We start from the raw sequence: 13,980 nt of genomic DNA on the forward strand, positions 1-13,980 counted from the left end.
CGTGCACAGAGTCTGGAAATTCTTGCAAAAAGGGTATTTACAATTGTGGACTAACTTGGTATAATTAGATCGTAACAAAGAGGCGCTGCCCAAAACACCGGCGCCTTCACTGAAAGGAGTTTTTCACATGGCAAAATATGTGTGCACCGTTTGTGGTTATGTTTACGACGAGGCTGAAGGCGCTCCCGACGCCGGCGTTGCTGCCGGTACTGTCTGGGCCGACGTGCCCGAGGATTTTGTCTGCCCCCTGTGCGGCGTAGGCAAAGATATGTTCGAGGAACAGGCCTGATTTTCAGCGATAGCTTTTAAAAAAGAGAGCAGACGGCACATCTCATGTGTGCCGCCTGCTTTTTTCTGTGCAAAAAAGGGCAGGGCAGAGGTCGCTCAAACAGAGTTCTCCTTTGCCCCTAGAGGGACGCCGCAGTGCCCTAAACGGGCCTCCAGCGCCCTCCGGCGCCCTGACATATCTGCTTGTCCCTAATTGCTGTCCGGTAGCGCGCTCTAGGCGATACAAGATCACCGGTGTCGGTCCATACCCACAACACAACCCCGGCAGCTCTGCCCGGCTACTGTGTTCTAAAAGCAGCGGTGTCACCGGTCAGGGCCCGCATACCGCTCCACCGCCACCTGTCAGGCCGCCCGGTGCAGCCCGGCACAGACCCGCCCCCACTGCCAGTTGTCCGCGATCCGTGTATTTGGCCGCTCGCACCCGCATCTACGTGCGCGGGTACATATGTCCCCACCGCACTTCTCTTTTTCACCGTCGCCTACGACCGATAGCGCCGGTAATGGTGCCGGTGTAAGTAGCGCCCCATCTTTCGCCAGAAACAGTCCCACCGCTGCCCGGCCATCAGCAGGTGGTAAGCTGCCGGCCGGGACACGAGGTCCAGTTCGCCGGCAAAGGTGCAGGGTTGCCCGCCAAACCCCTTTTTAAAGCGGTATATGCCGTAATCGGGGTGCTGTGGCTGCTGCCAGTGGGGGATCGCCCCAAAGTCGTAAACGGTGCAGCCGCCGTCCAGTGCCCAGCAGATCATCTCCCACTGCATCAGGTGGTTGGGCATGCAGCGGCGCTCACAGCTGCTGGAGGCCCCGTACAGATAGCAGGCCTTACCCCCATAGCGTATACACAGCGCCCCCGACAGCGCCCGCCCTTCGTGCCGACAGATAAAAAGCCGGGCGCACTGGGGCCCAAAGGCCCGCAACAGGGCAGAGAAATACGCTTTGGGGCGGATGGTGAATCCGTCCCGCCGCCCGGTCTCGATCATCAGCTCGTAAAACTCGTCCAGTGCCTCCTCTCCGCACAGCGCGCACACCACGCCGCGGCGCTGCGCCAGCCGCAGATTGTACCGCCACTTGGGGTGAAAGTCGGCGAGTATCTGTGCGCGGTCCCGTCCAGCCAGCGGCAATACATACAGGGTACGGGGCTGGATGGTATTGTAATCGCCCTGTTGCGGCCCCGGCCGAAAGCCGGCCTGTCGCCACGGGGTCAGCACCTTTGGTTCGTTACCGGCTAGCCAGGGGTCACAGCGGTAAAAACAGGCGTGACAGCGGTGTGCCAACTCCTGGGCGCCGTCGGCGAAATCCGCCACCAGCGCCTCGTCGCTCAGGTCGCCCACCGGCCCGCGGGGGCTATACAGTATGCCCCCAAAGGGCGGCGGCAGTTTTTTGTGCAGCACCAGTGCCGCCCCGCGCAGAGCGCCATCGGTCCGGCGCGATACCAGCAAATAGTGACCCCAACCGGCCTTTACCTGCGCCCAGGCGGCCGATTGGGTAAAGCTGCCGTTGTGGCAGGCGCAGATAAAGGCCTCGTATTCGGTCACTTGGCTGTCGTCTGGATGATCGATGATCTGGTACATGTTGCGCTCCGATCTGTCGGCCCTGTCACCGCTCTGGATGACGGGGCAAAAGTCCGCTGCGACAGCGGGGGATTTTGCCGCAGACCGCATATGGTGTTTAATACTCATGTTATCTGTATTCCAGATAAAAATCAATATCTGTTATACAGATAAGCCATACTGAGATCGGTGATGCGATATGGCTTATAAACACATAAAAGACCTGCGGGTCGATCGTGATATCCGCCAGCGGGAGCTGGCCCAGCTGTTGGGCATGGCCCAAAATACCTACTCCCAGTACGAGACGGGCACTATAGCCCTCACCGCCGAGGTGCTCTGTAAATTGGCCGATTTTTACGGAACCAGTGTCGACTACCTGCTCGACCGCACCGATGACCCGGCACCGCCCCCCTCGCGGGAAAGGCGGGAACATCATAAACTTTGACTGTCTAAATATTTTTGCTGCCGCCTTGTTTCGCTCCGCTGCGCTGTGGTATAATACCCAGGAAAACAGGGGAGACCCTCTTTCATCTGCGAACAGACGTTCCAAAGGAGGAATTTTTATGGTGATCGAGCCAAAGATCAGGGGTTTTATCTGTACCACCGCCCACCCCGTGGGCTGTCGGGCAGAGGTAAAGCGCCAAATAGACTATGTAAAATCTCAGCCGGCAGTCAGCGGCCCTAAAAAGGTGTTGGTGTTGGGCTGTTCTACCGGCTACGGCCTCTCCTCGCGCATCGCGGCCGCGTTTGGCTGCGGCGCTGCCACGCTCGGGGTGGCGTTCGAGCGCCCGGCAGCCGGTAAGCGCACCGCTACCGCCGGCTGGTACAACTGCGCCGCCTTCGAGGAATTTGCCGCCGCCGACGGCCTGTATGCCCAAACCATAAACGGCGACGCCTTTTCCCCCCAGATAAAAGAAGAGACGATCGCCCGCATCCGCCGCGATCTGGGCCAGGTAGATATGGTGATCTACAGTCTGGCCGCACCGCGCCGCACGGTGGGGGAGGTGACCTACTCCTCGGTGCTCAAGACCACCGGCGAGCCCTACACCAACAAGACCATCGATCTCAAGACCCGCCAGGTGTCCGAGATCACCATCCCGCAGGCCACCGAACAGGAGATTGCCGACACCGTTAAAGTGATGGGCGGCGAGGACTGGATGGACTGGATGCTGCAGCTGCAAAATGGCGGTGTGCTGGCCCCCGGCGCCACCACCGTGGCCTATTCGTACATCGGGCCCGCGCTCACCCATCCCATGTACCTAAACGGCTCTATCGGCCAGGCCAAAAAACACCTCTACCAAACGGCCGGCCAAATAGCGGCGCAGATACCGGGTGTGCACAGCTATGTCTCGGTGAATAAGGCGCTGGTCACCCAGTCCTCAGCCGCTATCCCCATCGTGCCGCTCTACGTGTCCATCCTCTATAAAGTCATGAAAGAGAAGGAGCTGCACGAGGGCTGTGCCCGCCAGATGTACCGCCTGTTCTCCCAAAAACTGTTTGGCGCCGCGCCCCAGACCGACGAGCAGGGCTACCTGCGGCTCGACGACCTCGAGATGCGCCCTGACGTGCAGGAACAGGTGAGCCTTATCTGGGAGCAGCTCAACAGTCAAAATGTCTCGCAGCTGGCCGATATCGACGGCTACTGGGACGACTTTTACCGCATGTTCGGCTTTGGCATCGAGGGTGTAGACTATAAGCAGGATGTCGATCCCGATGTCGCGATCCCCAGTATCCACAGCTAGAGCCCGTCTGTGACGGGGCCGGCCGCGCTCCACTCAGATCAAAATACCGCATAAAAGAGGGCCCGCAGCGCATGGCTGTGGGTCCTCTTTTCTTGTTGACAAAGTATACTATGTATTATATAGTATTAGGTAAAGGGAGGTAACGCCATGGATACACAGCTCAAAAAGGGGCTGCTGGAGATATGTGTGCTCTCGCTGCTGCGGCGCGAAGACTCCTACGGCTATAAGATCATGGGGGACCTGCCCCCGTACGCCGCCGTATCCGAATCGACCCTGTATCCGATCTTAAAACGGTTGGAGGCCGGGGGCTGCCTGCTCACCTACACCCAGGCCCACAACGGGCGGCTGCGCAAGTATTACCGCATCACCCCCGAGGGGCAGCAGCGCATCGCCGAATTTATCGACCAGTGGCGCGAGATCGAAAAAATATACCACTTTATAATCGAGGAGGACCAGACCGATGGACCGCGAGAGATTTTTTAAAGAGCTGCGCAAGTTGCTGGGGCAGCTCTCCCCGCAGGAGCGGGAACAGATATTCCAGTACTATGCCGAGATCATCGACGACAAGATCGAGGGCGGTATGAGCGAGGCCCAGGCAGTGGCGCAGCTGGGCACGCCGCACCAGGTGGCCGCCAAGATCTTAGAGGAAAACGGCGCCGCGCCCAACAGCGGCACCGGCAGCGGTACCGGCTCTAAAGTGCTCATCACCGTGGCGCTGGTCCTGGGCTCGCCGCTGTGGTTGTCGCTGGGCATCGCCGCCTTGGCGCTGCTGCTCTCGGCCTTCATCGTGGTCCTCGCGCTGCTGCTGACTGCGGGGGTCATGGGCCTGTGCGGAGTGCTCATGCTGGTGCCATCGGTGCTGCTGGCCTTTCGCGAACCGGCCGCCGGGCTGTTTCAAGTGGGCTGCTGCCTGTTCGTATCTGGTCTGGCCATACCGTTTGGCCTGGGCAGTTACAAGCTGTGGGGCGCGCTGTGCCGGCTGGTAGACACCCTGATCAAAAGACTGCGCGGTAAGAGCGCCGAGAGGAGGACTGCCCAGTGAAAAAGACAAGAGTATGGCTGGCGGTAGCCGGCGGCCTGTGCGGGGTGGGGCTGGTGCTCGCCGCCTGCGGTTTCGCCATGTCCGGGTTCGACATATATCAGATGGACGGCAGTGTGGGGGAGAGCAAGATGTATACAGCAAAACAGAGCCAGAGCGTAGAGCAGCTAGAGGTAGATATCGAAAATCTGCGGCTGCAGATCGAGGTGGACGAGACCGCCACCCAGATCCAGGTAGAGTATCAAGAGAGCACCCGGCGCGAGTTTACCGTCGAGCAGGTGGGCCACAAGCTCAAAGTGTACGCCCGCGATGTGCGCCGCTGGTATAATCCCTTCGTCGACGGCATCATGCAGCTGGATATCGCCCCGGTCAGGGTAATCCTGCCCAAAAACTACGCGGGCAGCATCACCGGCAAGACCCGTAACGGCCGTATCACGCTCACCGGCCTGCACACCGAGCAGGCTGTGCTGCTGAGCACCACCAACGCCAAGATCGAGCTGCAGGATGTGTCCTGTTACAGCCTGCAGGCCACCTCGACCAACGGCAAGATCGATCTGAACACCGTCAGCATACAGGAGGCGCTGAGCGCCACCACCTCCAACGCCAAATGCGAACTGCTGCGCGTGTCGGCCAAAAGCGGCAGCGTGCACTCCACCAACGGCAAGCTGGAGCTCACCGACGTGCACCTGCAAGAGGCGCTGCGGGCCGAGACCAGCAACGGGGCTATCGTCCTGGAGCGTCTGCAGGTGCCGGATATCGAGCTGCACACCCGCAACGGCAGTATCAAGGGCAGTATAGATGGCCGCCAGCAGGATTATAATATCATCTGCACCACCACCAACGGCTCGGCCGAGCCCGGGTCCTCCGGCATAGATAAGGCGCGAGCCAAACAGCTGTTGGCCGAGACCACCAACGCCTCAATCCGCCTCGAGTTCGTCCAGCAGTAGTTGCCGGTCCAAACTCGGCCTGCGTACCTGCAGTGCCGGTGTGCCCTAAAGCGCTCCCGGTTGCGCATCTTTTTGCGCAGCAGTTGCCCCCAGGCGTGGGATGCTTGTATTGCGCTCTAAAAAAAGCCTGCTGCCAGTCGGCGAGTGGCGTGGATGGCGCCCACCATGCACCTCCACCGGCATGTCTGGCCGGCGGCGCGGCAGGTGCTGATCGACAAATAGAAAAAGGCCCGCTCGGTCACACGAGCGGGCCTTTTTATCGCCTCTATTCGATCTGTATGTTTTTCTTTTTCAGGGTCTGGTTGGTCTTGCGCGAGATCAGGGTGTAGAGCACCGAGCAGATGGGCACGCCCAGCAAAATGCCCATGATGCCGTAGGTGGCCGAGCCGATGATCATGGCCGCCATCACCCAAAAACCCGACAGCCCGATGGAGGTGCCCACGATGCGCGGATAGATGAGACTGCCCTCTAACTGCTGCAGGCAGATGATGAACACCACGAACCACAGCGCCTTGATGGGGTCCTCGATCAGGATCAGCAGCGCGCTGGGGATGGCGCCGATGTAGGCGCCCAATATGGGGATCAGCGCGGTGGCCCCCACGATGACGCTGATGAGCGGGGCGAAGGGAAACTTAAAGATGCTCATGCCCAAAAAGCACAGCCCGCCCAAAATAAAAGCCTCGGTCAACTGACCGGTAAAGTAGCAGCAGAAGGTCTCGTTGGTCAGGCGGCACACCGACAGGCTGCGGTCGTAAAAGTTTTTGGGCAGTGCGCAGGCGGCGACCTTTTTAATGCCCCGCAGCATGCGCTCCTTGCCAAACAGCAGGTAGATGGCAAACACAAAGCCCATGATGAAATTGACGATGCTGGAGGCCACCCCCATCACCGAGCCCACCACCAGTGGCGCCAGGTCCGAGAGAAAATTGACCGCGCTCTCCAACAGATCGTTGAAGGTCTTGGTCAGCTGGGTGATGACCTCTTTTGGCAGCTCGATGTTTTTAGACAGCTTGATGAGCAGGTTCTGCAGTTCCTGCACGTAAGACGGCACCCGGTTGCCCAGCGTCATCACGCTGCGGCTCACTTCGGGGATGATGTACCAGATAAGCAGAGTGAAGATGGCCAGTACCAGTAAAATGGTCAGCACGATAGAGACGGCCCGGCACAGGCTGGGCTTTTTCTCCCGGCTGATCAGCCGCCCCACCAGCTTCGCCTCGATCACCCGCATGGGCAGGTTCAGGATAAAGGCGATAAAAATGCCGATGAGGATGGGGCTGATGAGCCCCATCGAGTAAGACAGCATCTCGTACAGCGCGCCCAGGTTATTGAGCGCCAGGTAAAGCAAAATAGCGTAGGTGATGGGCAGCCAGTACTTTTTAAGGGTCTCGAAGTATGCTTTCAATGTATCACGTCCTCACAGTGTAAGCGCCGTGCCGGGCGCAGCGGATAGCTCAGTTGGTGCGGCTTGCATACCCCATATTATAGTTGTCAGAAAGTGGGATGTCAAAACAAATCCGCGGCGGCAGGTCACAGTTTTACGCTTTTTCGGGGCGGTATTTTTGGCGGGCAAAGAACTTGAAGAAAACTGACGAAAATGGTATGATAAAGCAGTAAGTTCATTTGGGGAGGACACAGTTTGGAAATCACCGGTACCGGCGGCAGCCAGCAGTTCGACAGCCGCCTTTTAGATAGCGCCCGCCAGCTGATACAGCGCCTTTTCGGCGACCGCATACCACTGGCTCACGTACACTCCTACGGCTGTCAGGGAAATGTCAGCGACGGCGAAAAGATCAGCGGCCTGCTGGCTCAGATGGGTTACGGCTTTACCGCCGACCCCGGCCGGGCCGACCTGGTCATCTACAATACCTGCGCCATCCGCGAGCACGCCGAGGAAAAATTGTTTGGCAATGTGGGCGCGCTCAAACACGCCAAGCGCCGCAACCCCGACATGGTCATCGGTCTGTGCGGCTGCATGATGCAGCAGCCGGCGGTGGCCGAGAAGATCAAAAAGAGCTACCCCTATGTCGACCTGGTGTTCGGCACCCATGCCCTGCAAAACCTGCCGCAAAATCTGTGCGAGCTGTTGCAGGGCCGCCAGCAGGGCAAAAAGCGGGTGTTCGACACGAACGAGCAGAAAAACATCATCTACGAGGGGATCCCCACCCGCCGCGAGGGCAGCCTCAAGGCCTGGGTGCCCATCATGTACGGGTGCGACAACTTCTGTTCCTACTGCGTGGTGCCGCTGGTGCGGGGCCGCGAGGTCAGCCGCCAGCCGGCCGATGTGCTGCGCGAGATCGAGCAGCTGGTGGGGCAGGGGTACCGCGATATCACTCTGCTGGGCCAAAACGTCAACTCCTACGGCAAAGGTCTGGCCGAGCCCTGCGACTTCGCCGACCTGTTGCAGCGCATCTGCCAGATACCCGGTGATTTCTGGATACGGTTCATGACCTCACACCCCAAAGATATCACCCACAAGCTCATCGATACCATCGCCCAAAACGACAAGCTCTGTAATCATATCCACCTGCCGGTCCAGTCGGGCTGTGACCGGGTACTGCGCGAGATGAATCGCCACTACGACGTCGAGAAATACCTGTCCATCGTCGACTACGCCCGCCAAAAGATCCCCGCGGTCTCCTTTACCAGCGACATCATCGTGGGTTTCCCCGGCGAGCAGTACGAGGAATTTTTGCAGACCGTCGACCTCATCAAAAAGGTGCGCTACGACAGCCTGTTCACCTTTATCTTCTCCCCGCGGCCGGGCACCCGCGCCGCCAAAATGGACGACCCGGTGCCCGCAGAGGAGAAGTCGCGCTGGTTTAACCAGCTGCTGGAAGTACAGCGGCAGGTGGGCCGGCAGCGCTATGGCGAGCTGGTGGGCCAAACGGTCCGGGTGCTGTGTGAGAGCCCCGGCAAGACCGGCCCCGGGTATATGAGCGGCCGCGACGAACACAATATGGTGGTGGACTTTATCGGCGACAGCACCCTCTGTGGCCACTTTGTCACCGTAGAGGTCGACCGGGTCGCCAGCTGGGCGCTGGTGGGCCACCGGGTCGACTGACCGCCGTATCCGGCACGATCATACCGATATTTCGCCGGCGGCTGTCGGCAGGATATAACAAAATTTTTGGAGGCAATAAAATGGACGACGCGATTTTAAAGCTGGCCCGCGAGCTGGCCAAAGAGATCCAGAAGGACGACCGCTACCTGGCGCTGGAGCTGGCCAAGCAGGGCAACGACAACGACAAGGCCCTGGCCGAGCTCATCGGTAAATTCAACCTGGTGCGCATGAACATCAACGGCGAGATGGGCAAAAAAGACAAGGACCAGCAGCGCATCGACACCCTCAATCAGGAGATGCGCGACCTCTACGCCAAGATCATGCAAAACCCCAATATGATGATCTTCTCCGGCGCCAAAGAGGCCATGGACCAGCTGGCCAACCAGATCAACGCCATCCTCATGGGCGCCATCAACGGCGAGGACCCCGACGCCATCGATGTCGAGAGCGCCGGCTGCGGCGGCAACTGTGCCTCCTGCGGCGGCTGTGGCTGTTAAGGACCGATAGAGCACTTGCTACAGGGCTGCGGGCGACCGCGGCCCTGTATGGGATATGGGCGCCCCGGACAGGTCGGGGCGCAGGGTAGGAGCAGAAAAGAGATGTGTGAGAATTTGTCGCCCATGATGCAGCAGTACATGCGCATCAAAGAACAGCACAAAGACGAGATATTGTTTTTCCGCCTCGGTGACTTTTACGAGATGTTTTTCGACGACGCGCTCAAGGCGTCCAAAGAGCTGGACCTCACCCTCACCGGGCGCGACTGTGGCCTCGACGAGCGGGCCCCCATGTGCGGGGTGCCCTACCACAGCTGTGAGGGCTACATACAGAGGCTCTTGAAAAAAGGTTACAACGTCGCCATCTGCGAGCAGGTGACCGAGCCGCAGAAGGGCCGCACACTGGTCGAGCGCGAAGTGGTGCGCATCTACACCCCCGGCACCGTACTCGAGACCGGCATGCTCGAGGAGGGAAAAAACAACTTCCTCTGCTCCATCGCCACCGATAAGAACACCGCCGGCATGTGCCTGGCCGACATCTCCACCGGCCAGATGCTGGTGACCCAGCTCTCGGGCAAAGACTGCCAGCAGAAGATCATCGACCAGCTGGGCAAATTCTCCCCCTCCGAGATCCTGCTGTGCCAAAATTCGCTGCAGCTCAAGCGCGCGCTCGACGATATCAGCGAGCAGATCGGCTGCCAGGTGGTCAAGCTGGTGGGCGACCAGTTCGAGCCGGCGCAAAATGCGCGCCGCATCGCCGACCAGTTCGGGGTGGCCGACCCCAGCGAGCTGGGCCTCACCGGCAAGCCGCTGTGCAGTACCGCCATCTCCATTTTGCTGCATTACCTCGACCACACCCAGCAAAAAGGGGTCGAGCGCATCCGCGAGCTCACCATCTATCAGACCGACAGCTACATGAACCTCGACCTGAGCTCCCGGCGCAACCTGGAGCTCACCGAGACCATGCGCACCGGCGAGAAGCGGGGCAGCCTCCTGTGGGTGCTCGACAAGACCAAAACGGCCATGGGCAAGCGGCTCATCCGCAGCTTTGTCGAGCAGCCGCTCACCGGTATCGTGCAGATCGAAAAACGGCTGGATGCGGTGGGGCAGCTCATGCAAAATCTCACCGCCCGCAGCGAGATCACCGAGCACCTGCAAAAGATCTCCGACCTGCAGCGGCTGATGAGCCGTATCGTCTTCGGTTCCGCCGGCCCCAAAGAGGTGCGGGCGCTGGCCTACACCGCCAGCCAGCTGCCCTCGATCCGCCAGTCGCTGACCGCTTTCGACTGCGACCTGCTGCGCCAGTGCCGTGATGGGATAGACCCGCTAAACGACCTCAAGTCCCTTATCGACGAGGCCATCGAGGACGATCCGCCGGTCACCTTAAAAGACGGCCGGGTCATCCGCTACGGCTACAATCCGCAGGTCGACGAGCTGCGCGATCTCATCGATCACTCCAAAGACATCCTCCTGCGCATGGAGGTCCAGGTCAAAGAGGAGACCGGTATCCGCAACTTAAAAGTCGGCTACAACAAGGTGTTCGGCTACTACATAGAGGTCTCTAAAGGCCAGACCGATCTGGTGCCCGACAGCTTTATCCGCAAGCAGACGCTCACCAACTGCGAGCGCTACATCACCCAGGAGCTCAAGGAGCTCGAGAGCCGCATCCTAAACGCCAGCGACGAGATCATCGCCCTCGAGCGGCAGCTGTACGATGGGCTCTGCAAAAAGATCACCGCCCAGATAGCCCGGGTGGAGGAGACCTCCCACCAGCTGGCGCTGCTGGATACGCTCATCTCCTTTGCCGCCGTCAGCGAGCGCGGCGGCTACGTGCGCCCCACCGTCACCGCCGGGGAGGCCATCCGCATCAAAGACGGCCGCCACCCGGTGGTGGAAAAGCTGCAAAAAGACGTGCCCTTTGTGCCCAACGACACGCTGCTCGACGAGCGCGACAACCAGATCGCCATCATCACCGGTCCCAATATGGCCGGCAAATCCACCTATATGCGGCAGGTGGCGCTCATCACGCTCATGGCCCAGATGGGCTGTTTCGTGCCCGCATCCAGCGCCGAGATCGGCATCGTCGACGCGGTGTTCACCCGCGTGGGTGCCTCCGACGATCTGGCCGCCGGCAAATCTACCTTCATGGTCGAGATGAGCGAGGTGGCCCACATCCTGCAAAATGCCAGCCGCCACAGCCTGCTCATCCTGGATGAGATCGGCCGCGGCACCTCCACCTTCGACGGCATGAGCATCGCCCGCGCGGTGCTCGAGTATATCGGCAACCGCCGCAAGCTGGGAGCCAAAACGCTGTTTGCCACCCACTACCACGAGCTCACCGCACTCGAAGAGAGCTTTTCCAACGTCAAAAACTACAACATCGCCGTCAAAAAGAGGGGGGACGACATCACCTTTTTGCGGCGTATCGTGCCCGGCGGCGCCGACGAGAGCTACGGCATCGAGGTGGCCAAGCTGGCCGGGGTCAACGACTTTGTGGTCAACCGGGCTAAAGAGATACTGGCCTCGCTCGAGAGCCAGGATCAGCCGCGCCGCCGGCAGGCGGCCCCCAGGCAGGAGGAAGAGCAGCCCAACTTGTTTGCCATGTCCAGCCAGAGCAAGCTCGAAGAGCGCATCAAACAGATCGACGTCAACACGCTCACCCCCATCGAGGCGCTCAACATCCTCTACGAGCTGGCCCAGATGGTCAAAGAGTGAGCAGAACAAAGAGTTTACCGTAAAAAAGGAGGTGCGCCATGCGCGAACGCATCAATCTACTGCAGGGCCATGTGGCCGAGCTCATCGCCGCCGGCGAGGTGGTGGAGCGTCCGGCCTCGGTGGTCAAAGAGCTGGTCGAGAACGCCATCGACTCGGGGGCCGACGCCATCACCGTCGAGATAAAAGACGGTGGTATCTCCTATATCCGCGTCAGCGACAACGGCTGCGGCATTCTGCGGCAAGACGTGCCCACCGCCTTTTTGCGCCACGCCACCAGCAAAATATCCACCGAGGAGGACCTGGGCCACATCGGCACTTTGGGCTTTCGCGGCGAGGCGCTGGCGGCCATCAGCTCGGTCTGCCGGGTAGAGCTCATCACCCGTCCCCGGGAAGAGGTGGCCGGCACCCGCTTTTGTATCGAGGGCGGCAGCGCCGGCGAGGCAGAAGATGCCGGCTGCCCGGTGGGCACCACCATCGTGGTGCGCGACATCTTTTTTAACACCCCGGCGCGGATGAAGTTCTTAAAGAAAAATGTCACCGAGGGCAATTCGGTAGAGGGGGTCATGCAAAAGGTGGCCCTCTCCCACCCGCACATCTCCTTTCGCTTTGTGCGCGACGGGGTGGACAAGCTGCATACCCCCGGCACCGGCAAGCTGCAAGATACCATCTTCAGCCTGTTTGGCAAAACGGTGGCCACCTCGCTCATCCCCGTCTCCTACCAGGAGGGCTACTACCGGGTAGAGGGCTTTATCTCCAAGCCGCAGCTGGCCAAGTCAAACCGCACGCTGCAGCACTTCTACATAAACGGCCGCCTGGTCAAGACCAAGACCGGCATGGTGGCGCTGGAGCAGGGTTACCGCGGCGTGCTGATGAGCGGCAAGTTCCCCGCCTGTTTTCTGTTTGTCACCATGCCGCAGGAGCTGGTGGACGTCAACGTGCATCCGGCCAAGATAGAGGTGCGCTTTGCCGCCGAAAAAGAGGTGTTCGGCGCCATCTACGCCGCCACCAAGTCGGCCATCGCCAACTACTCCGACCAAACTGCCGCCGCACTGGGCAGTGCCATGAGTTCTCTGGCCGGGCAGCGGTCGTCTGCGCCGCAAACGGCGGTAGCGACCGCTGTAAAGCCAGATACTTTAACAGAGAAAAAAACTGCGGAGGGCCTACGCAGCGAGCGCATGAGCGCCGACGAGTTCCGCCGTCGCTTTGGTTCGGCCCGCCCGGACGCAGCTTTGGCCAAGACAGGCGCCGGGCGGGAAAGAGATCTCTCGCTGCATGCCCCTACCGGCACGGTAGAGGTGCAAAACGGCCAGTACACGCAACAGCTGCCCGCCGCAGTGACCAAGCTGCTGCGCGAGAATATGGCCCGTCAGGCCGCCCGCAGCCGCCAGCTGGATATCGAGGTAGAGGAGCCGGATCTCCAGCCTCGGCAGGACTGCACGCCGGCTCCAGTCTCCCCACCGCCGGCCGCTGCGACACCTCCCCAAAATGCGGATGCGGCGCCCGTCTGCACCCCGGCAACGCCGGTGTCGGCACCCGACCAACTGGCGCTGGCCCCGCGCGAGACAGAGGAGCAGCAGGAACCGGTGCCCACCGTCATCGGCGAGGTGTTTAAGACCTATATCCTCTGCCAGAGCGGCAACAGCCTGTTCATCATCGACAAACACGCCGCCCACGAGCGCATCCTCTACGAGCGGCTGCGGCAGGAGTGGGGCAGTATCGACCGCCAGATGCTCCTGGACCCGGTCAGCGTCACGCTCTCCAAAGAGGAGGTCGACGCAGTGGTGGCCAGCCGGCAGCTGCTGCAGGACGCCGGCTTCGTGGCTGAGGAGTTCGGCCAAAACACGGTGGTGGTGCGCGAGATCCCGGTGTTTTTAGAGCAGGTGGGCCTGGCCGATATCTTCGAGGAGATCGCCAGCAACCTGCTCACCACCCAGGGTCAGGCGGTGCAGGCCTCCCATCTCGACTGGCTGTTTCAGTCCATCTCCTGCCGGGGGGCCATCAAGGGCGGCGACCGCTCCAGTCTGTACGAGCTGCAGCAGCTCATCGAGCAGATCTACCGCACCGGCATCATCAAGTACTGCCCACACGGCCGCCCCATCGTCATCGAGATGACCCGCACCGACTTTGAGCGGCAGTTCGGCCGCCAGTAA

General features: G+C 60.4%; 12 protein-coding genes. 10 read left to right on the forward strand and 2 right to left on the reverse strand.

Going from position 1 to position 13,980, the window contains the following annotated elements; all coding sequences use genetic code 11:
• Positions 1–127 precede the first annotated feature (127 nt).
• The gene (locus C6Y32_RS03505; protein WP_105203784.1) at positions 128–289 is read left to right on the forward strand and encodes a rubredoxin; all 162 of its coding nucleotides are present in this window, start codon (positions 128–130) and stop codon (positions 287–289) included.
• A 478-nt stretch (positions 290–767) separates the two neighbouring features.
• On the opposite strand, the gene C6Y32_RS03510 is transcribed toward C6Y32_RS03505, so the two are convergent.
• Complete coding sequence (locus tag C6Y32_RS03510) at positions 768–1,856, reverse strand: lipid II:glycine glycyltransferase FemX (protein WP_164998122.1); 1,089 nt, start codon at positions 1,854–1,856, stop codon at positions 768–770.
• 178 nt (positions 1,857–2,034) lie between these two features.
• Between C6Y32_RS03510 and C6Y32_RS03515 the strand changes: the two genes are divergently transcribed.
• From C6Y32_RS03515 to C6Y32_RS03535, 5 genes are all read left to right on the forward strand, one after another.
• A complete protein-coding gene (locus C6Y32_RS03515) occupies positions 2,035–2,280 on the forward strand; it encodes a helix-turn-helix domain-containing protein (RefSeq protein WP_105203786.1) in 246 nt (81 codons plus the stop codon).
• Positions 2,281–2,398: 118 nt separating this feature from the next.
• A complete protein-coding gene (gene fabV / locus C6Y32_RS03520) occupies positions 2,399–3,577 on the forward strand; it encodes an enoyl-ACP reductase FabV (protein WP_105203787.1) in 1,179 nt (392 codons plus the stop codon).
• 147 nt (positions 3,578–3,724) lie between these two features.
• Complete coding sequence (locus C6Y32_RS03525; protein WP_105203788.1) at positions 3,725–4,060, forward strand: PadR family transcriptional regulator; 336 nt, start codon at positions 3,725–3,727, stop codon at positions 4,058–4,060.
• On the forward strand, positions 4,038–4,619 hold the full coding sequence (locus C6Y32_RS03530; protein WP_105203789.1) for a DUF1700 domain-containing protein: 582 nt from the start codon (positions 4,038–4,040) through the stop codon (positions 4,617–4,619). The genes C6Y32_RS03525 and C6Y32_RS03530 overlap by 23 nt, the downstream gene beginning before the upstream one ends.
• Positions 4,616–5,563 (forward strand): DUF4097 family beta strand repeat-containing protein, encoded by a 948-nt coding sequence (locus C6Y32_RS03535; RefSeq protein WP_105203790.1) that lies wholly within the window; start codon positions 4,616–4,618, stop codon positions 5,561–5,563. Before C6Y32_RS03530 ends, C6Y32_RS03535 begins: the two co-directional genes overlap by 4 nt.
• 265 nt (positions 5,564–5,828) lie before the next feature.
• Here the strand turns inward: C6Y32_RS03535 and C6Y32_RS03540 are convergent, their stop codons facing one another.
• Positions 5,829–6,962 carry an AI-2E family transporter gene (locus C6Y32_RS03540; RefSeq protein WP_105203791.1) on the reverse strand — a complete coding sequence of 378 codons (1,134 nt, stop codon included), beginning with the start codon at positions 6,960–6,962 and terminating at the stop codon, positions 5,829–5,831.
• Between the two features lie 234 nt (positions 6,963–7,196).
• Between C6Y32_RS03540 and miaB the strand changes: the two genes are divergently transcribed.
• The 4 genes from miaB to mutL all read left to right on the forward strand — a co-directional run bounded on the left by miaB (position 7,197) and on the right by mutL (position 13,980).
• A complete protein-coding gene (gene miaB, locus C6Y32_RS03545) occupies positions 7,197–8,621 on the forward strand; it encodes a tRNA (N6-isopentenyl adenosine(37)-C2)-methylthiotransferase MiaB (RefSeq protein WP_243562495.1) in 1,425 nt (474 codons plus the stop codon).
• Positions 8,622–8,701: 80 nt separating this feature from the next.
• A complete protein-coding gene (locus C6Y32_RS03550) occupies positions 8,702–9,118 on the forward strand; it encodes a YlbF/YmcA family competence regulator (protein WP_105203792.1) in 417 nt (138 codons plus the stop codon).
• A 102-nt stretch (positions 9,119–9,220) separates the two neighbouring features.
• Complete coding sequence (gene mutS / locus C6Y32_RS03555) at positions 9,221–11,830, forward strand: DNA mismatch repair protein MutS (RefSeq protein ID WP_105203793.1); 2,610 nt, start codon at positions 9,221–9,223, stop codon at positions 11,828–11,830.
• A 38-nt stretch (positions 11,831–11,868) separates the two neighbouring features.
• Positions 11,869–13,980, forward strand: coding sequence for a DNA mismatch repair endonuclease MutL (mutL, locus tag C6Y32_RS15260; RefSeq protein WP_105203794.1), 2,112 nt, complete (start codon positions 11,869–11,871; stop codon positions 13,978–13,980).

It is taken from the genome of Neobittarella massiliensis (ex Bilen et al. 2018) (genome assembly GCF_900289145.1).
GTDB lineage: Bacteria > Bacillota > Clostridia > Oscillospirales > Ruminococcaceae > Neobittarella > Neobittarella massiliensis.